Origin of the sequence: Vibrio sp. Isolate25, assembly GCF_022398025.1 — a bacterium.
In the GTDB taxonomy this organism is placed as follows: domain Bacteria; phylum Pseudomonadota; class Gammaproteobacteria; order Enterobacterales; family Vibrionaceae; genus Vibrio; species Vibrio coralliilyticus_A.
Genome location: NZ_JAKEUT010000003.1, coordinates 206,057 through 226,181 on the forward strand (window position 1 = coordinate 206,057; position 20,125 = coordinate 226,181).

Consider the following 20,125-nt stretch of genomic DNA (forward strand, 5'->3'; position numbering starts at 1 on the left):
TGCTAAGCTATCTCATTAATAATCATAACAATGCTCAAAGTGATACTATGACTCAACATTTGGTGATTACAGCGGTAGGGACAGACCGCCCAGGCGTCTGCAACCAAGTGGTTCACTTGGTCACACAGTCTAGATGCAATATTGTCGACAGTCGCATTGCGCTTTTCGGCAATGAGTTCACCTTGATTATGCTGTTGTCTGGCAATAACGCCGCCATCACACGTGTCGAGACCACTTTACCATTGTTAGGCCAAGAACTTGATCTCATCACTATGATGAAACGTACATCACAGCACGCATACGCTGACAATTCTTACAGCCTTGAAGTGTTTGTGGAGTCTGATGATAAGTTGGGTTTAACCGAAAAATTCACTCAGTTCTTCGCAGATAAAAATATTGGCCTTGCGTCACTCAGCGCACAGACCATAGATAAAGCAAAAGTTCATTCAGAGAACAACCAATTCCACATCGCACTAACAGCGACAGTGGATGCAGAATGTAACTTGATGCAACTCCAAGAAGATTTCGAAGCACTATGCTCAAGCCTTGACGTGCAAGGCTCATTAAATTTCATAAAGAACAGTCAATAAAAAGGAAAATCAATGAACACGCTAACAGCTGGCACTCCAGCTCCGGCATTTTCCCTGCTGGATCAAGACGGCAACACAGTTTCACTCGGTGATTTTGCCGGCAAAAAAGTTCTTTTCTACTTCTACCCCAAAGCCATGACACCAGGATGTACTGTTCAGGCTCAAGGACTGCGTGACACTAAAGCTGAGCTGGATGCACACAATGTGGTTGTATTAGGTGTCAGTATCGACCCAGTAAAACGTCTGGGTAAATTTATTGAACGTGATAACCTCAACTTCACTCTGCTCTCTGACGAAGATCATGCAGTAGCAGAACAGTTCGGTGTTTGGGGCGAGAAAAAGTTCATGGGAAAAGTCTACGACGGCCTACACCGTATCAGTTTCCTTATCAACGAAGAAGGTGTGATTGAGCACGTCTTTGATAAATTTAAGACCAAAAACCACCATGAAGTCGTGCTGGACTATCTAAACGAAAACAAATAATTCAGCTAATAACAAAACGCCAGCGAGTCGCTGGCGTTTTTTGTTGGGATTCTAGACAATAAATTTGTTTAAAATGGCGTCTTGCTCACGCACGTTCTCAGTCTGAACTTGCATGGCAATATTGGCATTCTCGGCTGAGTCTGCGACTTGCGTGGAGAGATCTTTAATCTTGACGGTGTTGCTGTTGATCTCTTCCGCCACTAAGCTTTGCTCTTCTGCTGCAGAAGCTATCTGCATGTTCATATCCGTAATACGCTGAATGGCATCACGGATTCGGTGTAAAGATTCATCCGCGGCTTGTGCTTTATCTACCGCATCAACTGCTGTGTTCTTACTTTCGTGCATAGCCGCAGACACGGAGCTTGCTCCGGCTTGCAACTGCTCGATCATGCTGCGAATCTCTGTCGTCGATTCCTGAGTACGCTGCGCAAGAGTTCGAACCTCATCTGCAACAACCGCAAAGCCTCGACCAGACTCACCAGCACGCGCTGCTTCGATTGCCGCATTCAAAGCCAGTAAATTCGTTTGGTCGGCAATATCATTGATGACTTTAAGAATGGTTTCAATATTCGCAGTCGCAGATTCTAACCCTTGAACTTCTTCAACAGCCTGATCGATGCGAGCAGATAGAGCATCAATTGATATTGTGGTCTCGCTCACCACAGAAGAACCTTGCTGAGTTGCTTCATCGGCTTCCTTGGCAGCCCCCGCTGCGCCTTGAGCATTATTTGCCACTTCGGTTGCCGTCACAGCCATTTCATTCATTGCAGTGGCTAGCTGTTCCAGTTCTTGCAGTTGGCTACGCATCGCTTCAGCGGATTCTTGAGAGCCCTGAACCGTCATTTCCGTACCACGTAGAATTTCAGCACCAATCGCTTTCGACTGTTGGATTTGCTTCTGCAAGGTTTCGGTAAAGGTATTAAAGCCTTCAGCCAATTCCGCGAATTCTTTATCCGTGTTTGTGTCTAGACGTTTGGTCAGATCACCTTGCCCCGAAGCGACATCCTTGATTGCTTCATTGAGTGTACCTAGAGGCTTCATAAGGAACTTAATCAGGAAGCTCAGTACCACCACACTCAACACCACACTAATCACAGCATAAAGGATCGAGCTACTACGCATATCATCTATCGCTGCAAATGCAATGCTTTCATCCACAATCGCACCGATATACCAGTTTTCACTTGGCACTTTCGTAAAGTGAACGAGGTAGGATTTACCCTCTTTTTCTATACGTTGATTACCTTCTTTGATACTCGCTTCAGGCAAATAGGTAGAAAGGTTTTGGCCATTATTTTTGGCATCAGGGTGAGCAATGGTTGTCCCATCAGCGGTGATAATAAACAAGTAACCAGCATCCAATAGGTTAGCGCTATTTACTAAATCGGCTAAACCTGTCAGCTCTAAATCGTAGAACATAGCTGCGGTAAACTGGCCATTATCTCGAACAGGAGTACCAATAGAAATAATAACTTTCTTTGAAGACACATCCACATAGGGGGCCGTTACGACGAGCTTGCCTTGTGCTTTGGCATCTTTGTACCAAGGTCGAACTCTTGGATCATAATCAGGGCCTGCTTCCCAACCGTCGTCATTTTCTACAACAAAACCATCAACTTCATAACCATATCCAACAGCCAAGAAGCTGCCTTTTAAATTGGGCTTTTCAAGAATATCTTTAACACGGGCTTTATTTTGAGGGTCGAGTTCAATCACCTCGGTGGTGGATTGAGCAAGGGATTTCTTGCTTGCCATTTCAGAAGTGACGGTATTTTTCACCCCTTTCACCATTTCAATGAGGCTGGTATCAACCAAGTCCTCGACTTCATCCTTTACTGTACTCAGTTGTTGCACCGAAAGTAATACCACGGTTACCAACAGCAATGCTGATGATGCAGCAACGATTTTTTGACTAAATCTCATAGTGTCCCTCAAAGATTAATTCGTTTTGTAATTGTTATGTTGTCATTAGTTATTATCGCCCTAACCACAGCAGACTTAAGAAATTTCTTACAAAATTCATACTTTGTACAACAATCTTTTAAAAAGTATATACCGTTTGCGCAAATAAAAAGCCCTAATGCACAAAATGCATTAGGGCTATATATGCGATAAGTTTTACAAACATATCAACTAGGATATGAATGCACTTCCTCATCATTGCTGGGTAGCGCATTCCAAACTGCTTTGACTAACGTCGCTAACGGGATAGCAAAAAAGACTCCCCAGAACCCCCATAAGCCACCAAAAACCAACACCGCAACTATAATGGCAACGGGATGTAAATTTACCGCTTCAGAGAAAAGAACTGGGACAAGGACATTACCGTCCAGTGCTTGAATAATACCATAGGCAATCAGCAACCAGTAAAACTGTGGCGTTAGTCCCCACTGGAACAAACCTACGATAGCAACAGGCACGGTCACTGCGGCTGCACCAATATAAGGGATCAACACAGAGAGCCCGACAGCAACCGCTAGCAATACCGAGTAACGTAAATCTAAGATGGCAAATGTTACATAACTCACCCCACCGACAATCAAGATTTCCATCACCTTACCGCGAATGTAATTCGAGATTTGCTCATTCATCTCATGCCATACTTTGTTGGCCAGCTTGCGGTTACGCGGTAAAACACCACTCGCCATCGCAATCATTTCTTGTTTGTCTTTTAATAGAAAAAACACTAATAGCGGTACCAAAATTAGATAAACCGCCAAAGTCGCAATACTCACCAATGATGCCAGTGATCCCTTTACTACCGTTTCCCCCATCACAATGACTTGATTCTTTGCATTGGACACCAAAGATTCAACAATCTGAAAATTATCCAGCTCGGGGTAACGCTGCGGAAGCTCAGCTATCACTTTTTGCAGCCCGGTGTACATTGAAGGAATATCATTAATCAGGTTACCGACCTGCTGCCAGATAGTAGGAACCAACCCAAAAACCGCTACCAGCATCAAACTGGTGAAACCTAAGATCACCAAGATAACGGACAAGGTTCTGGGAATACCAAGGCGTGATAGCTGGGATACAGGCCATTCAAGCAAGTAAGCTAACACGATAGCCACCAGCAAAGGCGCAATCAAATTGCCAAAAAAATAAATCGTGATAAAACCAAAGAGCAGGATTGCCACTAGGCTTACAGCGTGTGGATCAGAAAAGCGTCGCTTATACCAGCGACTCACCATTTCAAACATTCGACAAGGTTCCTTTAGTCACTTGCAAAGAGTAATAGCCATCCAACTCTTCGCACACCAATTCAAATGACTGCTTAAGTAGGAAAGAGGTTATATCGGACAAAGAGCTGGAATCAGAGACATAAATACTGGTTTGCTGCCCCTCACTCAACGCCTTAGTGTGGCGCTTGGCTAACAGTAGCGCCATTGGGCAACGCTCTTGACGCAAATCCAAAAGATTCAGTTCCATTCTTCAGCCCGATACTTATCATAGAAAGAATATTGTATAGTGTTTTTTTCCAAGCGTCAGTGCAAATACATCGATGCCGAAAAGTTTCACATTGAAATGACTCGTCTCAGTGGAACACTTTTGCATCAGCACGAAAGCCAAGGGTATCACTTATTAAAGGCTTTACCCCTTCTCACAACTGTGAAACCATCTCAGTTAACGAGTGTCAAAAGCTATACTTCTTGTCCTGATGCCATAAGTATAACGAAATGGTACAGACAGAGTGGATAGACCAAATGATCACGGAGTATCACCGATAAAATATGTTTAAACGTACGCGTTCGATTGTCTGCTTATGTGTAGCGGCTTCTCTTGGTGCACCATCACCTATCTACGCCAATACTCTTGACCTACCCGATATTGGTACCGCAGCCAGTAGTACACTGACCATAGATCAGGAGCTGCAATACGGTGATGCCTATATGCGCATGCTGCGTAATAATCAGCCCATCGTCAATGATCCAGTATTGAATGAGTACATTGATAGCTTAGGTCACCAATTGGTCGCTAACGCCAATGACGTTAAGACACCATTTACCTTCTTTATGATCCGTGACCGCAATATCAATGCATTTGCATTCTTTGGTGGGTATGTCGCTCTACATACCGGACTGTTTCTTCATGCCCAAAGCGAAAGTGAGTTGGCTTCGGTCGTTGCTCACGAGATTGCCCACGTGACTCAGCGCCATCTCGCTCGCAGTATGGAAGAGCAAGCACGACGTTCGCCAGCAACCATGGCAGCACTAGCTGGCTCTCTGTTGCTGGCTATTGCTGCCCCAGAAGCAGGGATCGCCGCAATTACCGCCACTACTGCGGGAAACATTCAAGGCCAGATAAATTACACACGCAGTAACGAAAAAGAAGCTGACCGATTTGGCATCGATACCTTAGCCAAAGCGGGATATGACGTTAATGCGATGCCACGCTTCTTCAGTCGCCTAGCCGATGAGTATCGATACGCTAGCAAGCCACCGCCAATGTTGCTGACTCACCCATTGCCGGAAGATCGCATTACCGATAGTCGTGCAAGAGCGCAGAATTACCCAGCCCGTCGTGTCGATCCTTCACTAAATTATAACTTAGCCCGTGCTCGTATTGTCGCTCGATATGCAGGCATCAGTGAGAAATCAGCCATGGATTGGTTTTCTCGTACAGAAAAGAAAGCACCAGAAAATCTCAAAGTTTCATTCCAATATGGTCGGGCGCTGGTTCATCTTGATAACAATGAACTGGACGAAGCCAATGATATTTTGCAATCACTCATCAAATTGCAACCTGACAATAACTTCTATCTCGACGCCATGTCTGACCTGTATATAGCGCAGGAAAAAGCATCACAAGCTGAGAATATGTTGCAAGCGGCACTCAAGGACAAACCTAAGAACTCAGTACTGACGATCAATTACGCGAATGTGTTAATGAAGCAAGACAAGAATGAAGAAGCCATCAGAGTCCTTCAGCGGTATACCCACGACAACCCGAATGATGTCAACGGCTGGCACCTGCTTTCAGAAGCGAATATTCATCTTGGTCGCAGTGACGAAGACCTTGCTGCGCGAGCCGAGGTCTTAGCTCTCAAAGCCAATTGGAATAAGGCTATTCAATATTATACTCAGGCAAGTCAGCTCGCGGAGCTTGGCAGTCTCAAGCAAGCACGTTACGATGCGCGTATTGATCAGCTGATGGTTCAGCGAGATCGTTTTATGGCTCTACAATAACGACCAAGCAGCACTCAGTGCTGCTTACTTATAATTCGGAGATTAACATTATGTCAGTCGTGATTTATCACAATCCACGTTGCTCAAAAAGCCGACAAACATTGGCACTACTAGAAGAAAAAAACATCCAACCTGAAATCGTAAAATACTTAGAAACCCCACCTAGTGTTGCGGAATTGAAAGAACTCTACGCCCAGCTTAACCTGACTGAAGTGCGTGCCATGATGCGCACTAAGGAAGATATCTATAAAGAGCTCAATCTCGCTCAAGCGTCAGATGAGCAGCTTTTTGAAGCCATGGCAAACAACCCAAAACTGATTGAACGACCAATTGTGGTCAATAACGGTCAAGCCAAGCATGGCCGTCCACCAGAGCAGGTTCTCGATATTCTATGAGTTGCCAAATCGTTGTCCTCTATTACAGTCGACACGGCTCTACTCGCGCATTAGCACGACAAATCGCTAGGGGGATAGAGTCTATCCCTCATTGCGAAGCCTTGATTAGAACCGTTGCTGATATTGATGAAAGGATTACACCTCAAGACCCTGTATTGACCTTGAAAGAACTACAAAACTGTGACGGGTTAGCTATGGGAAGCCCGGTGTGGTTTGGCAATATGTCAGCGTCTTTGAAACACTTTTGGGACCAGACAACGTCTTTATGGGTCTCTGGTGACTTGATTGACAAACCAGCCTGTGTATTTAGCTCTTCTTCTAGCTTACACGGTGGCCAAGAGACTACGCTGCAAACCATGATGTTGCCTCTTCTCCACCATGGCATGATGATTTTAGGGATCCCTTACTCTGAGCCCAGCTTGCATACCACTCAAACGGGCGGGACACCTTATGGAGCTACCTCTGTTAGCCATGATGGCAACACATTAAGTAAAGAAGAGAACGAGCTGGCACAAACGCTAGGCAGGCGCCTCGCCACTACCGCTTTAAAAGTGAAGGACAAATAACACATGCAGGCAATGCAATCTCATACAAAACTGTTTCGACTTCTTGCACTGTTTGGCAATCTAGGTTTACTTGCCTGGGTCGCACTGTGGCAACTCAGTTTATCTCCCCACCCTCACATCAGCAGCACCACACTTGCCATTGCTTGGAGTATCCCTCTGTTATTACCCCTGCCCGGGATCCTCGCAGGTAAGCCTTACACACACGCGTGGGCAAACTTTGTGCTCATGCTGTACTTCTTACATGCCTTTACCATCTTCTATGTGGATGGCGGTGAACGCTGGTTAGCGAGCATTGAGCTAGTACTGACAGCTGCCGCTTTTGCCGGCAATATTCTCTACGCACGTTCAAGAGGTAAAGAGTTAGGACTCAAACTCAAACGGCTGTCTAAAGTAGAGAAAGAAGAAAAAGAACGATTCGAATAAAAAGGTCTGGCATTTGCCAGACCTTTTTATTATTCAATGACTTCATCAAGAGCTGTGTCAGTTTTTCCCTCGGGGGACTCTGTATGGTCAATGGTGGATCTCGTGGGAGCACCTTGCCACTCAAACACCAGCACTTGCTCTGCTGGGATAATCTCTGGTACATCAACAGTGAGGTCACTTGACTCTGTTGATAGATCATCATTTACGACATCAACAGGCTGCTCGCTCTGCTCTTGTTGTTTAACGACCGGCTGTGACTCAGTTGCACTTTCTAGTTGCACCACTTTTCCCATGCGTGTCACTTCATGTTCAAATTCTGCCTGAGAAGCTAATAAGTGGATATTAAATGTAACTTGATTGCCCTGAATTTTCAGAATATCCAACGATGCCACAGAGCTTAGCTTCTTGAGCTGATTTTCTACAGTAAAGAAATCGACAGCATTATCTAGTGAAGTAAACCGCACCTTGATGGTTTCAGAAGATTCGCTTGCAACAACAACAGCACTCTTCTTCGCATAGTAGTCGCTGATTTGGTTAACCATTTTCATTGCCGCTTCTGCGCCACCATTAGATCCAGACACAGGTGCCTGACGCGTAACGCCTATCGTAGCGGGTTTTTGATCATATAAAGTCCAGCGCAACGAGTTGCCCTGCACTCTGACAACCAATACAGCATCTACTGGATAACGTTGACTTGCCTCACCTACTGGGCGTGCAAAACCTCCCCATAAATCAGAGACAGCGACACCTGTAATATCATCAAAATCACCGACAGGCACAGTCAATGGTAAGCCACGTCTTTGTGCTTCAATACGCATCTGATTCAGTACCTGTGAATCAGAGTGCTCCCAACTGATATTACGATCATGCTGAGTTTCTTCCACTAACCACACTAATAGGTTGGCGCGTGCTGCAGGCCAAATTGGGAGTTGAGCCTGACTCAACAAAGAACGAATATGTGGCGCACTAAAGCCTAATCGTAGTGTTTGCTGACCATTTTGTTGCCCATAGCTGATTTGAGTAAGGTACTGAGAATTTTGCTTTAGCGCCTTTTTTACCACAGGATTAGACACCGCATCCTGATCACCGGAAGCTCGGACGATGATCTCTTTCATCCCGTCCACACGCGCTTGTGCGTCTGCATTGTCAGCACTTTGGTCGAGCACAATTTCTGTTTGATATAAATCTACATTGGTCAATGCTGCTGCAGGTAATCCTACTAGCGCTAAAGCCAACAAAACTAAATGACGCATAGCTTTCCTAAAGTCAGTTTTTTATTGCAACTTCGGATGATAAGCAACTATCTAATTTGGAGCAACTAAAGCTCAAATTTATGTGTTTTGCCCCTTGAAGTCATCAAGCTAAGTTATTGGTCAATTACTGTTTATTTGATCCGGCTCAGATTGCAATCGTTTGCCAAGGTGATAAGATCCCGCGAATTTTGTGTTTAGCAGGCTCTGCTATCGCTGCTCTTAGTTGCTACTAAAGGAAATAAAGATGAAAAATGCCATTCAAGGCGCTCAAATGCTTTTCGTTGCATTCGGTGCGCTCGTGTTGGTACCTCTGTTGACTGGGCTAGACCCTAGTGTTGCATTGTTTGGTGCTGGTCTTGGAACCCTTCTCTTTCAATTTATGACCCGACGGACTGTACCTATTTTCCTTGCTTCGTCTTTTGCTTTTATTGCCCCGATTCTTTACGGTGTCCAAACTTGGGGCATTCCAGCCACCATGGGGGGGCTAATGGCGGCGGGTTTTGTTTACGTCATTATGGGTGCAGTCATTAAACTCCGCGGCGTAGAAATCATTCATAAGCTGCTGCCTCCTGTTGTTGTCGGTCCGGTAATCATGGTGATAGGGCTGGGCCTTGCTCCCGTTGCTGTGAACATGGCATTAGGTAAAGGTGGTGATGGAACGCAGCTCATCGACGCTGATGCTTCGCTTGTGATTTCAAGTATTTCCTTACTCACAACAATCATCATCAGCGTTTTCGCTAAAGGCTTTCTCAAGTTAATGCCAATTCTTGGTGGGATTATCGCAGGTTATTTAACCAGCCTAGTATATGGCGTGGTCGATTTTGGCCCAGTCACGCAGGCGGCTTGGCTGTCACTACCTAATTTCACGACGCCAGAATTCAACATTAACGCAATCTTATTTATGATTCCTGTCGCGATAGCCCCTGCCGTCGAACACGTCGGTGATATGTTGGCTATCTCCAATGTCACTGGTAAAGACTACCTGAAAAAGCCAGGCCTACATCGCACCGTTGCTGGTGATGGCGTAGCTACGATTGCCGCATCTATGGTTGGCGCACCGCCTAATACGACTTACTCTGAAGTGACAGGTGCCGTTATGCTGACCAAAGCCTTCAACCCCGTAATCATGACTTGGGCAGCGGTGACCGCCATTATATTAGCTTTAGTTGGCAAACTTGGTGCAGCACTGCAAACCATTCCTATGCCGGTTATGGGCGGCATTATGATCCTATTATTTGGTTCAATTGCGACGGTTGGCCTAAACACCCTTATCAAGAACAATGTCGACCTGCACAAATCCCGCAACCTAGTTATCGTTGCGATCACCTTAGTATTTGGTATCGGCGGTATGGCTTTTGGTATTGGCGAATTTAGCCTACAAGGTGTGAGTTTGTGTGGTATCGTCGCAATCCTTCTCAACCTGTTACTTCCACAGGACCTGGGTGAAAACCATGTTGTTGACAATGCGCAAATGGAAGAAGAAGCAAAGTAAAATAAGGCGCAGATAGTAAGAGGGTTGATGTAATGGCATCAACCCTCTTCTCGTTTAATCTCTAGAGGCATAAATCTGCAAACTGACCTCGTGTCAGTGAGGCTAAATCTTTCGGTGCAAGCTCAATCTCTAACCCACGCTTGCCTGCACTGACACAGATCGTCTCTCTGTATTCGGCACTCTGATGTATAAATGTTGGTAGTGCTTTTTTCTGTCCAAGTGGGCTAATGCCACCCACTATATATCCCGTGGTGTTCTGAGCTATCTCTGGATTTGCCATCTCTGCTTTCTTTGCTTTCGCGGCTTTTGCAGCCAACTTGAGGTTCAGCTTTTGATCGACTGGTATCACCGCAACCGCTAAGTTTTTAGGTTCACCGTTTATGCTAAACAGTAAGGTCTTAAAGACTTGTTCAGGATCTTGCCCCAACGCCTCTACCGCTTCCATACCATAGCTATTTGCACGAGGGTCATGATCATACTGATGAATAGTGTGCGCCACTTTTTTCTTCTTCGCGAGATTAATTGCTGGGGTCATACTGATTCCATTAGATGCATAACAAAAAAAGCGCTGCAGAATGTGCAGCGCTTTTAAGTTAATGAGATTTCGACGTTTTAGTCAACTTACTTGTAAATAATCTCGCCAGCAGGTGCGTACTTGTTCACATCGACTGGGCTGTTCGCTTCTAGGTACTCTTTTAGAACCTCAGCATCGACAAAACCAGTGTTCACATAACCAGGGTGACCTGTCAGTTTAGGGTAACCATCACCGCCCGCTGCGTTAAAGCTTGGTATGGTGAAACGGTAAGTCTCATCAAGGCGAAGTTGCTCACCACCAATGAACACATTAGATACTTTACCGTCTGCCACTGTCATAGAGATACCGGCAAACTGTGCGTAAGCGCCAGAATCAACAGGCTTAGTTGCCACTACATTGAGGTAATCCAGCACTTCTTTACCTGACATGTCAGTGTAAGTCAGGATATTCGCGAATGGTTGTACTGTTAGCACATCTTTGTACGTTACATCGCCACCTTCAATGGAATCACGAACACCACCTGAGTTCATTACCGCAAAATCCGCTTTGGCACGTTCCATATGTGCAGTCGCGATAAGACGGCCGAGGTTAGTCTGCTTGAAGCGAACCACATTACGGTCACCTTCAAGTTTACCGTTCGTTTCTGCGATCTTAACGTCTAGTTGTGCTTTACCTTTTTCTTGGTAAGGACGTAGGAACTCCAGTAGCTCTTCGTCCTGCTTGATTTCGTCTTCAATAAGAACACGCTGTTTCTTACCGTCGATCTTAACCTTCTTCTTCAAGTTAACTGGGATCAGGTCGTAGCTCACCATTTCTAGCTCACCGTTACGGAATTCGTAATCCGCTCGACCTACGTATTTACCCCACTCGTGAGCTTGAACAATGTAAGTACCGTTTTGCAGATCTGGCTTACATTCGTCAGAAGGCTTGAAGTTCTTCTTCACGACGTTAGGCGCTTCCATACATACCGGCTCTTGAGAGTGACCACCGACGATCATATCCAAAGAACCTTCGTCTAGGTAGCGAGCAAGAGCCACGTCACCCGGAGCATTAACACCACGCTTACCGTCTTCATAGTGACCCATGTGAGTCACAGCAAAGATCAGATCGGGCTTTTCCGTTTCTTCGATCTCAGCGATAAGCTTCTTCGCTTCTTCTTTAGGATCACGGAAGTCGATACCACCAATAAACTCTGGATTACCGATTTTCGCCGTATCTTCAGTGGTTAGACCAATAACGGCAATCTTAATGCCCTGCTTATCAAACATCTGGTAAGCCTGGAACATACGCTCACCCGTTTTTTTGTCATAGATGTTTGCTGATAGCATCGGGAAGTTTGCCCACTCTTTCTGTTTAAACAGCACTTCAAGTGGGTTATCAAATTCATGGTTACCAAGAGCCATGGCATCGTAACCAATTTTGTTCATGCCTTTAAAATCTGGCTCAGCATCTTGCAGGTCAGACTCTGGAACACCTGTGTTGATGTCACCACCTGAAAGCAGCAGCACACTACCACCATCGGCTTCTACCTCTGCACGCAGCTCATCAACCAATGTTTTGCGAGCAGCCATGCCGTACTCGCCGTATTTGTTCTGCCAGAAACGACCGTGATGGTCATTCGTGTGTAGAACGGTCAGCTTATAAGTTTTATCCGCTTCCCACTCTTGCTGAGGTGCTGTCGCACACCCTGCTAGAGTGGCAAGAATTGCTGCGCTTAGAGCGGTTTTTACAATCAGGCGTTGCTTCATTGTCATACCTTTGAACTATTGGGTTTCCACTGCATTAGATACTGTGCCTATTGAACAGACATGCTCAGCAATCAGTCGCTGAGAACTCAGTAAAACTTGAACTAGTTTAAATTAAGCTATTTGGGGTGGCATCTTGATTTCATATTTATGTAGATTAGATCACCCTAATTGACATTTAAGTGTGTAACAAAGCAGCATAATTACACCTGTTCTATCAAACGGTCACAAGCAAACGTTTGACTGTGAGTTAACATCACCAAACGGCAAGTGTGAGGTTGAGCGTTTACTCAACAAAGAACGAAAACATAACTCCGGCTTTAACAAGAGTTTCATCGATTTATAAGCCGTCTGAAACAAAAAAGGTTAGCTACATAGCTAACCTTTTCTCAACATCCGATCACTATTTGATGTCAATATGCTCAAAACCTTTAATCAAGTCATCTAACGCTTTCATTTGCGCTAGGAAAGGTTCCAACTTATCTAATGGCAACGCTGACGGGCCATCACATCTTGCTTTTTCAGGGTTCGGATGCGCTTCGATAAATAAACCAGCAATACCCGTTGCTAAACCTGCTTTTGCCAATTCAACAGTCTGCTCACGGCGACCGCCAGAAGCTGCACCTGAAGGGTCGCGCATTTGCAGTGAATGGGTCACATCAAAGATGATTGGGCTACCTTTTGACGCTTTTTTCATCACACCAAAACCCAGCATATCAACCACTAGGTTATCATAGCCATGGCAAGAGCCTCGCTCACAAAGAATAATGTTTTCGTTACCACATTCCGCGAATTTTTCTACGATATTACCCACCTGACCAGGGCTCATAAATTGAGGCTTTTTCACATTGATCACAGCGCCTGTTTTCGCCATCGCTTCAACAAGGTCAGTTTGACGAGCCAAAAACGCAGGTAGCTGAATCACGTCAACCACGTCAGCCACGGGCTGTGCCTGAGCTTCTGTGTGTACATCGGTGATAATTTTTACACCGAACGTATCTTTAAGCTCTTGGAAGATTTTCATGCCTTCTTCTAGGCCTGGGCCGCGATACGAATGAACAGAGCTGCGGTTCGCTTTATCAAAAGACGCTTTGAACACGTAAGGGATGCCAAGCTTTTCGGTCACTTTGACATAGTGCTCACAGATCTGCATAGCCAGATCACGAGATTCAAGAACATTCATACCCGCAAACAAAGTAAACGGCTTGTCGTTAGCCACTGGAATGTCACCAACATGAACGATTTTCTGTTCCATTTTTTTCTCTCTATTTCTCTGTGTAGGCCAACCCGAAGCTGGACTAATGGAGTGTCACCTGAGTCCCACTCATGGCGTTAACTTGATTTTTTAACAGCTCTGCTGCTGGGTCATCAGGGCACTGCTCAATAAAATATTGATAGTCACTCAATGCGACCTGATGGCAGTCGAGCTGCTGGTAGATGAATCCACGATCACGTATCTCATACGGGTCATCCGGCACGAAAGTCAGTGCTAGGTCAGTACACCTCAGGGCCAAAGTATAGCGTTCCTCACGCAGTAAGGCGCTTTTAATCAGTGCCAGCCAACGGCCAATCACGGTTGGGTTATCGACAGACTTAAGGTGTTTAGCTTCGAGAGTCGCCAATGGCCCACTATGACCAATCAACCATGCCCCTAATACATGTTTAGAGACATACTCCCCACTAAATGGATTAATAAATTGCGGGCTCTCACCATACCATTCTAGTTTTAACAAAAACTGGCTTGGAAAAGTGACACCTGTCAGAGGAAAGCCTAACTTTCGCCCTAGGTAAAGTAACAGCGCTCCTAAACTGACCGGGATGCCTTTTCGACGCTCGAGGACCTTGTCGATAAAAGCATTCGAAGAGTCGTAGTAAGCCTCCTGATCCCCAGCGAACCCCCACTCGTGATAGAAAAGCCTCAATAAGGAGTCAAACCGTTGCTTTTCATCTCCTTCTTGACTGAGACAGAGTTCTGCTTCTTTCAGCAATCGATGCAGTTCTCTCTCAGCCCATTGAACATTGGTAGCAGGATTAATCGCTTTATTTAATATGAGCGCTCCTTCGACCAATTCAATAGCGTCAAAATCTTCATCAAACAACTCAAGCATGAATAATTCCTAGTCCCGCTTAACCTAAAAATATTGGAGCTTTGCTTACTGCCACTTTACCCGCCATTGCAAGCCAACCCAGTGCCCCAAAGAAGGAAAACGTACGTAGCAGTTTATTTTTACCTAACTTAAGTGCAAAAAAGCCCAATGCAATATAAGCCAATACACAAGTGATCTTTTCTGTCAGCCAAGGTGCAGCTGGAGTAAAAGGAATAAATCCAGTGATAAAAATCAGACCAATACCAGACAGCAACAAGCAAGTATCGTTAATGTGGGGGAAGACCTTAAAAAACTTCTTCTCCACCAAAGCGGAATTTGCCATCATCATCGCATAACGCACAGACAATAAAGTGGCACTGATAGCGATCGTCAATAAATGAAAGTGCTTCAACCCTTCGTACATAATTATCTCTCTTGCTTCCCTGGAGAAAACTGACCTATGGTCACACGGTCATTCTCGCCGTAGTCTTTATAAGTAGTAATATTCTGGAACCCCAGTGAGTCTAAAATGGCTCTCACTGAAGCTCCTTGGTCATACCCATGTTCAAACATCAGCCACCCATCAGGCAGCAAAAATGTCACCGATTGCTTGGCGATATGTATGATATCTGCCAGTCCATTATCTTTTGCAACCAACGCACTCAAAGGCTCAAATCGAACATCCCCTTGTTTTAGATGTGGGTCTTGTGCTTCGATATAAGGAGGGTTTGACACTATGAGAGCAAACTTTGTACCAGCTCCTAGTGGTTCAAACCAACTGCCTGATAAAAACTTAGCGTTACGAATCCCCAAGAGCTCAGCATTGGACTCTGCTAACCGCTTAGCTTCTTGCTTGAGGTCGATCCCCCATACTTGCCGGCTTGGTAACTCTGAAGCAATGGCGAGCGCAATTGCGCCGGTCCCAGTGCCTAAATCTAAAATATCACCCTGATTTTCAATGGTTTTCTCTAAAGCAACTTCAACCAAACGCTCTGTATCTGGACGGGGAATAAGTGTACTGGGTGCCACTTTCAGTGGTAAGGACCAAAACTCGCGCTCACCAGTAATGTAAGCGACCGGTTCACCGCTGAGCCGCCTTTGCAACGTCTTTTCAAAAGCCAGTAATTCCTCTGGCTCAAGAATTTTATCAGGCCACGTCAGTAGAAAGGCGCGAGGTTTATTGAGGGTGTGGCAAAGCAGTACCGCCGCATCAAGAGCAGGCGAATCGCTGCCACTCTTCTGAAGCTTTTCGACGGCACTCTTTAGTGTGTTTTCAACACTGTGTGCTGCTGCCATTGATTAGTTGTTCTCTGCAAGTGCCGCAAGCTGATCAGCTTGATGCTCTTGCATCACTGGGTCCACCAAGCTGGCTAGATCCCCTTCCATCACTTCGTTCAGTCGGTAGATAGTCAAGTTAATACGGTGATCAGAGACACGGCCTTGCGGGTAGTTATAGGTACGGATGCGATCACTGCGATCCCCAGAACCAAGTAGATTTCGTCGAGTATCAGACTCTTCCGCAGCGCGTTTTGCTTCTTCCGCCTGAATGATTCGAGCCGCAAGAACCGACATAGCCTTCGCTTTGTTCTTGTGCTGTGAACGTTCGTCCTGACATTCAACTACCGTACCTGTAGGCAAGTGAGTGATACGAATAGCGGAATCTGTGGTGTTAACGTGCTGCCCACCCGCACCAGAGGCACGGAAAGTATCAATTTTCAGATCAGCCGCTTTGATTTCCGGGATTTCTGCTTCTGGAATTTCAGCCATGATAGCGACAGTACATGCCGAAGTATGCACACGTCCCTGAGATTCGGTCGCTGGAACTCGCTGAACGCGGTGGCCCCCTGACTCAAACTTAAGTACCCCGTAAGCCCCTTCCCCAGTGACCTTAGCGATCATTTCTTTATAGCCGCCGTGCTCAGCTTCATTTGAAGACATGACTTCAACACGCCAGCCTTTCTTCTCTGCAAACTTGCTGTACATACGGAATAAGTCACCTGCAAAGATGCCCGCTTCATCTCCCCCAGCCCCAGCTCGGATTTCGAGGAAACAGTTGCGATCGTCATTTGGATCTTTTGGCAGCAGCAGAATTTGCAACTCTTCACTCAAACGCTCGATAGTGTCTTGTGCTTCTTTGATCTCTTCCTGAGCCATTTCACGCATTTCTGCATCATCTTCCTTCGCCATTTCTTCAGCCGCGACCAAATCTTCTTGTGCTTGCTGGTAGGCTTGGAAACACTTAGTCACTTCCTCTAACTGAGAGTACTCTTTTGACAATGCGCGGAATTTGTCTTGGTCACCGATCACATCAGGATCGCCAAGCAGATGTTGAACTTCTTCATAACGTTCAACCAATGTTTCTAGCTTAGTTAGAATCGAGGCTTTCATAGTTTTCTTAACTCAGGGTTCGATAAATTGGACGTCTTTCACGACCAAAGAAATTAGGAGTCTTCCAGACCCAAACTTTGTCTTAGCGTGGCGAGCTTAGCTGGCTCGCCTTGCTCCGCTGCACTTTGCAGCGCTCGGGTTGGAGCATGAATCAATTTATTTGTCAGCTTATTACTTAGCTCAAGCAGAACCTTTTCTGGATCCGCACCGGCTGCCAAAGATTGGAGGCTTTTACTCAGTAAATCTTCTCGTATGTCATTGGCAGATTTACGGTAATCGCGGATGCTGTCAACCGCTTGCAGGGAGCGTAGCCAAGACATAAAGGTGGCGCTCTCTTCACTGACAATCGCTTCCGCTTGAATCGCTTCCACTTTTCGCTGCTCCATGTTGTTCTCAACAATCGACTGCAAGTCATCCACGGAGTAGAGATACGCATCATCGAGCTCTGCCACTTGCGACTCAATATCACGCGGGACAGCGATATCCACCAATAAAATGGGTTGGTGACGACGAGCTTTTAAAGCGGTTTCGACCATTCCCTTACCAATGATCGGCAATGGACTGGCGGTGGAGCTTATCACAATATCAGCGCGAGGGAGATGTTCTGGTATTTCCGGTAAGCCGATAATCTGGGCACCAAACTGCTCGGCAAGTGGCAAAGCACGCTCACGAGTACGGTTAGCCACGATCATCTTGCTACAGCCGTTGCTCGCCAGATGCTTGGCAACCAGCTCTATCGTCTCACCCGCACCCACCAATAATACTGTCGAATCTTGTAACGACTCAAAGATGTGTTTCGCTAAGGTACAAGCGGCATACGCTACAGAGACAGCATTACCACCAATATCGGTTTCTGTTCTAACACGTTTTGCCACAGAAAATGTCTTCTGGAAGAGCTTGTCCATCGCGGTATCCACCGCTTTGTGCTCGCGAGAATCCGAATAAGCTTGTTTAACTTGCCCTAGAATTTGCGGTTCGCCTAACACTAGGGAATCTAAGCCGCAAGACACTCGCATTAAATGGCGAATAGCAGCTTGCTCTTCATGAATATAGAGACTGGGTTTTAGATCTTCTGGGCTTACTTGGTGAAATTGCGCAAGCCAATCAATAACTTTGCTTTTTCCAGAAGGTTTAACATCGCAGTAGATTTCAGTACGGTTACAGGTTGAGACAATAACGCTGCCGTTGACAAGAGGGTTATCGCCTAATTGCTTCAGTGCTTGAGGTAACTTCTCCGGCCCAAATGCGACTTTCTCACGCAACTCTACCGAAGCTGTATTGTGGTTAATACCTATAGCAAGCAAAGACATGTAATCGAGGTTCTCTGAATCAGCGAATGAACAAACAAGGACGGAATTTTACTTGATGGCCCAATTTAATTAAAGGGTATTCGGGATATGTTTTCATGACTTCGTGATTTCAATGATATAGTGTGGCGTAAGACAAGGACTTAAATGGATAAATAATCGCCAATGACGACTTACTTTCGTCCCTTACTCATTTTTCTATTCTCTAGTTTCATTCTGTCGGGTTGTGTCACTTTCAACACCAGTACAACGAATGTCGAGTGGCAAACGCATCAACAACGATTAGCCAGTATTGCTCAATATCAGTCCAACGGTAAACTCGGTTATATCTCCCCTAAACAGCGTCAATCTCTGAATTTTCAGTGGAAATACAGCCCAGATTTAAGTCAACTTCGCCTAACGACTTTTATCGGCCAGACCGCTTTGAATCTAAAAATCACACCTAGCGGCGCACTAGTCGAGACTTATGATGATGAAACTTATACTTCACATGACGCTCAGTCTCTCATATATCGGCTGACTGGTTTGACGCTCCCTATCGAACAGCTCAATAGCTGGTTCTTAGGCAGCCCTGCAGAGGCTGACAGTTATATACTCAATGAGACGCACACTCTCGCTTCATTGACCAAGCAAATCAACGATAAAGTTTGGCAACTTGATTACCTCAATTACCAAGACATTCAATATCAAGGTAGCGCTTTACCTCTTCCACAAAAGCTCAAGCTAAAACAAGGCGATATATCAATTAACATCGTGATATCCAAATGGAATCTTGAACAATGATCAGCGAAACAACCCATTGGCCATCACCGGCAAAACTCAATCTATTTCTTTACATTACGGGCCGAAGAGAAAACGGTTATCACGAACTGCAGACGCTGTTTCAGTTCATTGACTTTGGTGACGATATAAGTATCAGAGCGAATGAGACCGGCTCGATCACTTTAACACCTGAGCTACCGGGCCTTCCTCTTGAAGACAACCTCATCTGGAAAGCCGCGATGGCTTTGAAAAACAAAACCGGCTGTGCATATGGCGCAGATATCAGCCTCAACAAACGCTTGCCTATGGGGGGTGGCATCGGTGGCGGCTCTTCAAACGCAGCAACCGTTTTAGTTGCCCTGAATCACCTATGGCAAACTCACTTAACTGAGCAAGAATTAGCTGACATTGGCCTAAAACTTGGGGCAGATGTCCCAGTATTCGCCCAGGGCTTCGCTGCATTTGCCGAAGGGGTGGGTGAAGAATTAACTCAAGCGGAACCCGAGGAAAAGTGGTATTTAGTCGTCAGACCGAATGTTGCGATTGCGACAGTGGATATTTTTACCCATCCAGATCTGACACGAAACACACCAAAGCGCGATTTGGCAACACTTCTTGACAGCCCATACGAAAACGATTGCGAAAAAATTGTTCGAATGCTGTACCCAGAGGTTGATAAGCAACTTTCTTGGCTGCTACAATACGCGCCGTCTAGACTGACAGGAACCGGATCCTGCGTTTTTGCTGAGTTTTCGAGCCAAAATGAGGCCAATGAGGTTCTTGAAAAAGTGCCTGACAACGTCTCCGCTTTTATAGCGAAAGGAAAAAATATTTCTCCTTTACACGAGACGCTTGCTAAGTATCGCTTAGCCCACAATATATCTATCTAAATACTGGACGCAACCCCGAG

Annotated in this window: 21 protein-coding genes; 9 read left to right on the forward strand and 12 right to left on the reverse strand. The window is 45.6% G+C overall.

Annotated features, from left to right (window positions below; all coding sequences use genetic code 11):
• Window positions 1-47: 47 nt before the first annotated feature.
• Both L1D15_RS10665 and bcp read left to right on the forward strand, forming a co-directional pair.
• Window positions 48-590, forward strand: a complete 543-nt coding sequence (locus L1D15_RS10665; RefSeq protein WP_239865453.1) for a glycine cleavage system protein R — start codon at window positions 48-50, stop codon at window positions 588-590.
• A 12-nt stretch (window positions 591-602) separates the two neighbouring features.
• A complete protein-coding gene (bcp, locus tag L1D15_RS10670; protein ID WP_239875578.1) occupies window positions 603-1,073 on the forward strand; it encodes a thioredoxin-dependent thiol peroxidase in 471 nt (156 codons plus the stop codon).
• Window positions 1,074-1,124: 51 nt separating this feature from the next.
• Here the strand turns inward: bcp and L1D15_RS10675 are convergent, their stop codons facing one another.
• From L1D15_RS10675 to L1D15_RS10685, 3 genes are all read right to left on the reverse strand, one after another.
• The gene (locus tag L1D15_RS10675; protein WP_239875580.1) at window positions 1,125-2,996 is read right to left on the reverse strand and encodes a methyl-accepting chemotaxis protein; all 1,872 of its coding nucleotides are present in this window, start codon (window positions 2,994-2,996) and stop codon (window positions 1,125-1,127) included.
• Window positions 2,997-3,202: 206 nt separating this feature from the next.
• Window positions 3,203-4,276, reverse strand: coding sequence for an AI-2E family transporter (locus tag L1D15_RS10680; RefSeq protein ID WP_239838105.1), 1,074 nt, complete (start codon window positions 4,274-4,276; stop codon window positions 3,203-3,205).
• Window positions 4,269-4,505, reverse strand: a complete 237-nt coding sequence (locus L1D15_RS10685) for a sulfurtransferase TusA family protein (RefSeq protein ID WP_239838104.1) — start codon at window positions 4,503-4,505, stop codon at window positions 4,269-4,271. Before L1D15_RS10685 ends, L1D15_RS10680 begins: the two co-directional genes overlap by 8 nt.
• A gap of 302 nt (window positions 4,506-4,807) precedes the next feature.
• On the opposite strand from L1D15_RS10685, the gene L1D15_RS10690 reads away from it, so the two are divergent.
• From L1D15_RS10690 to L1D15_RS10705, 4 genes are read left to right on the forward strand one after another with little or no spacing between them, the layout of a single operon-like run.
• Entirely contained in the window at window positions 4,808-6,262 is a 1,455-nt protein-coding gene (locus L1D15_RS10690; RefSeq protein WP_239875582.1) for a M48 family metallopeptidase, read from the forward strand.
• 50 nt (window positions 6,263-6,312) lie between these two features.
• Window positions 6,313-6,657, forward strand: coding sequence for an arsenate reductase (glutaredoxin) (gene arsC / locus L1D15_RS10695; RefSeq protein ID WP_239838102.1), 345 nt, complete (start codon window positions 6,313-6,315; stop codon window positions 6,655-6,657).
• On the forward strand, window positions 6,654-7,223 hold the full coding sequence (gene wrbA / locus L1D15_RS10700) for an NAD(P)H:quinone oxidoreductase (protein WP_239838101.1): 570 nt from the start codon (window positions 6,654-6,656) through the stop codon (window positions 7,221-7,223). Before arsC ends, wrbA begins: the two co-directional genes overlap by 4 nt.
• A gap of 3 nt (window positions 7,224-7,226) precedes the next feature.
• Window positions 7,227-7,646 carry a DUF2069 domain-containing protein gene (locus tag L1D15_RS10705; RefSeq protein ID WP_239875584.1) on the forward strand — a complete coding sequence of 140 codons (420 nt, stop codon included), beginning with the start codon at window positions 7,227-7,229 and terminating at the stop codon, window positions 7,644-7,646.
• 29 nt (window positions 7,647-7,675) lie between these two features.
• Here L1D15_RS10705 and L1D15_RS10710 read toward each other — a convergent pair whose 3' ends face one another.
• Window positions 7,676-8,899 (reverse strand): DUF2066 domain-containing protein, encoded by a 1,224-nt coding sequence (locus L1D15_RS10710; protein ID WP_239875586.1) that lies wholly within the window; start codon window positions 8,897-8,899, stop codon window positions 7,676-7,678.
• Window positions 8,900-9,143: 244 nt separating this feature from the next.
• Between L1D15_RS10710 and L1D15_RS10715 the strand changes: the two genes are divergently transcribed.
• Window positions 9,144-10,391 carry a uracil-xanthine permease family protein gene (locus L1D15_RS10715; RefSeq protein WP_239838098.1) on the forward strand — a complete coding sequence of 416 codons (1,248 nt, stop codon included), beginning with the start codon at window positions 9,144-9,146 and terminating at the stop codon, window positions 10,389-10,391.
• 61 nt (window positions 10,392-10,452) lie between these two features.
• On the opposite strand, the gene ybaK is transcribed toward L1D15_RS10715, so the two are convergent.
• The 8 genes from ybaK to hemA all read right to left on the reverse strand — a co-directional run bounded on the left by ybaK (window position 10,453) and on the right by hemA (window position 18,456).
• Window positions 10,453-10,926 (reverse strand): Cys-tRNA(Pro) deacylase, encoded by a 474-nt coding sequence (ybaK, locus tag L1D15_RS10720; protein ID WP_239838097.1) that lies wholly within the window; start codon window positions 10,924-10,926, stop codon window positions 10,453-10,455.
• Window positions 10,927-11,012: 86 nt separating this feature from the next.
• Window positions 11,013-12,674: a bifunctional UDP-sugar hydrolase/5'-nucleotidase UshA gene (ushA, locus tag L1D15_RS10725; RefSeq protein ID WP_239864862.1), complete on the reverse strand. Its 1,662-nt coding sequence runs from the start codon at window positions 12,672-12,674 to the stop codon at window positions 11,013-11,015.
• A 400-nt stretch (window positions 12,675-13,074) separates the two neighbouring features.
• Window positions 13,075-13,926, reverse strand: a complete 852-nt coding sequence (gene kdsA / locus L1D15_RS10730) for a 3-deoxy-8-phosphooctulonate synthase (protein ID WP_239864864.1) — start codon at window positions 13,924-13,926, stop codon at window positions 13,075-13,077.
• A gap of 43 nt (window positions 13,927-13,969) precedes the next feature.
• The gene (locus L1D15_RS10735) at window positions 13,970-14,779 is read right to left on the reverse strand and encodes a SirB1 family protein (RefSeq protein WP_239838094.1); all 810 of its coding nucleotides are present in this window, start codon (window positions 14,777-14,779) and stop codon (window positions 13,970-13,972) included.
• A gap of 19 nt (window positions 14,780-14,798) precedes the next feature.
• On the reverse strand, window positions 14,799-15,182 hold the full coding sequence (locus L1D15_RS10740) for a SirB2 family protein (protein ID WP_239864866.1): 384 nt from the start codon (window positions 15,180-15,182) through the stop codon (window positions 14,799-14,801).
• A 2-nt stretch (window positions 15,183-15,184) separates the two neighbouring features.
• A complete protein-coding gene (gene prmC, locus L1D15_RS10745) occupies window positions 15,185-16,054 on the reverse strand; it encodes a peptide chain release factor N(5)-glutamine methyltransferase (protein ID WP_239875587.1) in 870 nt (289 codons plus the stop codon).
• A 3-nt stretch (window positions 16,055-16,057) separates the two neighbouring features.
• Window positions 16,058-17,146, reverse strand: coding sequence for a peptide chain release factor 1 (gene prfA / locus L1D15_RS10750; RefSeq protein ID WP_239838091.1), 1,089 nt, complete (start codon window positions 17,144-17,146; stop codon window positions 16,058-16,060).
• 53 nt (window positions 17,147-17,199) lie between these two features.
• Window positions 17,200-18,456, reverse strand: a complete 1,257-nt coding sequence (gene hemA / locus L1D15_RS10755; RefSeq protein WP_239838090.1) for a glutamyl-tRNA reductase — start codon at window positions 18,454-18,456, stop codon at window positions 17,200-17,202.
• A gap of 162 nt (window positions 18,457-18,618) precedes the next feature.
• On the opposite strand from hemA, the gene lolB reads away from it, so the two are divergent.
• On the forward strand, window positions 18,619-19,236 hold the full coding sequence (gene lolB, locus L1D15_RS10760; RefSeq protein ID WP_239875588.1) for a lipoprotein insertase outer membrane protein LolB: 618 nt from the start codon (window positions 18,619-18,621) through the stop codon (window positions 19,234-19,236).
• Window positions 19,233-20,105, forward strand: coding sequence for a 4-(cytidine 5'-diphospho)-2-C-methyl-D-erythritol kinase (ispE, locus tag L1D15_RS10765; protein ID WP_239875590.1), 873 nt, complete (start codon window positions 19,233-19,235; stop codon window positions 20,103-20,105). The genes lolB and ispE overlap by 4 nt, the downstream gene beginning before the upstream one ends.
• Window positions 20,106-20,125: the final 20 nt, after the last annotated feature.

Excerpts from the sequence above, each read along its gene's own strand:
- L1D15_RS10675 (WP_239875580.1), bottom strand. The coding sequence starts at position 2,996 with ATGAGATTTAGTCAAAAAATCGTTGCTGCATCATCAGCATTGCTGTTG.
- L1D15_RS10715 (WP_239838098.1), top strand. The coding sequence starts at position 9,144 with ATGAAAAATGCCATTCAAGGCGCTCAAATGCTTTTCGTTGCATTCGGT.
- L1D15_RS10665 (WP_239865453.1), top strand. The coding sequence starts at position 48 with ATGACTCAACATTTGGTGATTACAGCGGTAGGGACAGACCGCCCAGGC.
- L1D15_RS10690 (WP_239875582.1), top strand. The coding sequence starts at position 4,808 with ATGTTTAAACGTACGCGTTCGATTGTCTGCTTATGTGTAGCGGCTTCT.
- L1D15_RS10710 (WP_239875586.1), bottom strand. The coding sequence starts at position 8,899 with ATGCGTCATTTAGTTTTGTTGGCTTTAGCGCTAGTAGGATTACCTGCA.
- L1D15_RS10680 (WP_239838105.1), bottom strand. The coding sequence starts at position 4,276 with ATGTTTGAAATGGTGAGTCGCTGGTATAAGCGACGCTTTTCTGATCCA.
- wrbA (WP_239838101.1), top strand. The coding sequence starts at position 6,654 with ATGAGTTGCCAAATCGTTGTCCTCTATTACAGTCGACACGGCTCTACT.
- ushA (WP_239864862.1), bottom strand. The coding sequence starts at position 12,674 with ATGAAGCAACGCCTGATTGTAAAAACCGCTCTAAGCGCAGCAATTCTT.
- ybaK (WP_239838097.1), bottom strand. The coding sequence starts at position 10,926 with ATGACCCCAGCAATTAATCTCGCGAAGAAGAAAAAAGTGGCGCACACT.
- ispE (WP_239875590.1), top strand. The coding sequence starts at position 19,233 with ATGATCAGCGAAACAACCCATTGGCCATCACCGGCAAAACTCAATCTA.
- L1D15_RS10740 (WP_239864866.1), bottom strand. The coding sequence starts at position 15,182 with ATGTACGAAGGGTTGAAGCACTTTCATTTATTGACGATCGCTATCAGT.
- bcp (WP_239875578.1), top strand. The coding sequence starts at position 603 with ATGAACACGCTAACAGCTGGCACTCCAGCTCCGGCATTTTCCCTGCTG.
- L1D15_RS10685 (WP_239838104.1), bottom strand. The coding sequence starts at position 4,505 with ATGGAACTGAATCTTTTGGATTTGCGTCAAGAGCGTTGCCCAATGGCG.
- kdsA (WP_239864864.1), bottom strand. The coding sequence starts at position 13,926 with ATGGAACAGAAAATCGTTCATGTTGGTGACATTCCAGTGGCTAACGAC.
- L1D15_RS10735 (WP_239838094.1), bottom strand. The coding sequence starts at position 14,779 with ATGCTTGAGTTGTTTGATGAAGATTTTGACGCTATTGAATTGGTCGAA.
- L1D15_RS10705 (WP_239875584.1), top strand. The coding sequence starts at position 7,227 with ATGCAGGCAATGCAATCTCATACAAAACTGTTTCGACTTCTTGCACTG.
- arsC (WP_239838102.1), top strand. The coding sequence starts at position 6,313 with ATGTCAGTCGTGATTTATCACAATCCACGTTGCTCAAAAAGCCGACAA.
- prmC (WP_239875587.1), bottom strand. The coding sequence starts at position 16,054 with ATGGCAGCAGCACACAGTGTTGAAAACACACTAAAGAGTGCCGTCGAA.
- hemA (WP_239838090.1), bottom strand. The coding sequence starts at position 18,456 with ATGTCTTTGCTTGCTATAGGTATTAACCACAATACAGCTTCGGTAGAG.
- lolB (WP_239875588.1), top strand. The coding sequence starts at position 18,619 with ATGACGACTTACTTTCGTCCCTTACTCATTTTTCTATTCTCTAGTTTC.
- prfA (WP_239838091.1), bottom strand. The coding sequence starts at position 17,146 with ATGAAAGCCTCGATTCTAACTAAGCTAGAAACATTGGTTGAACGTTAT.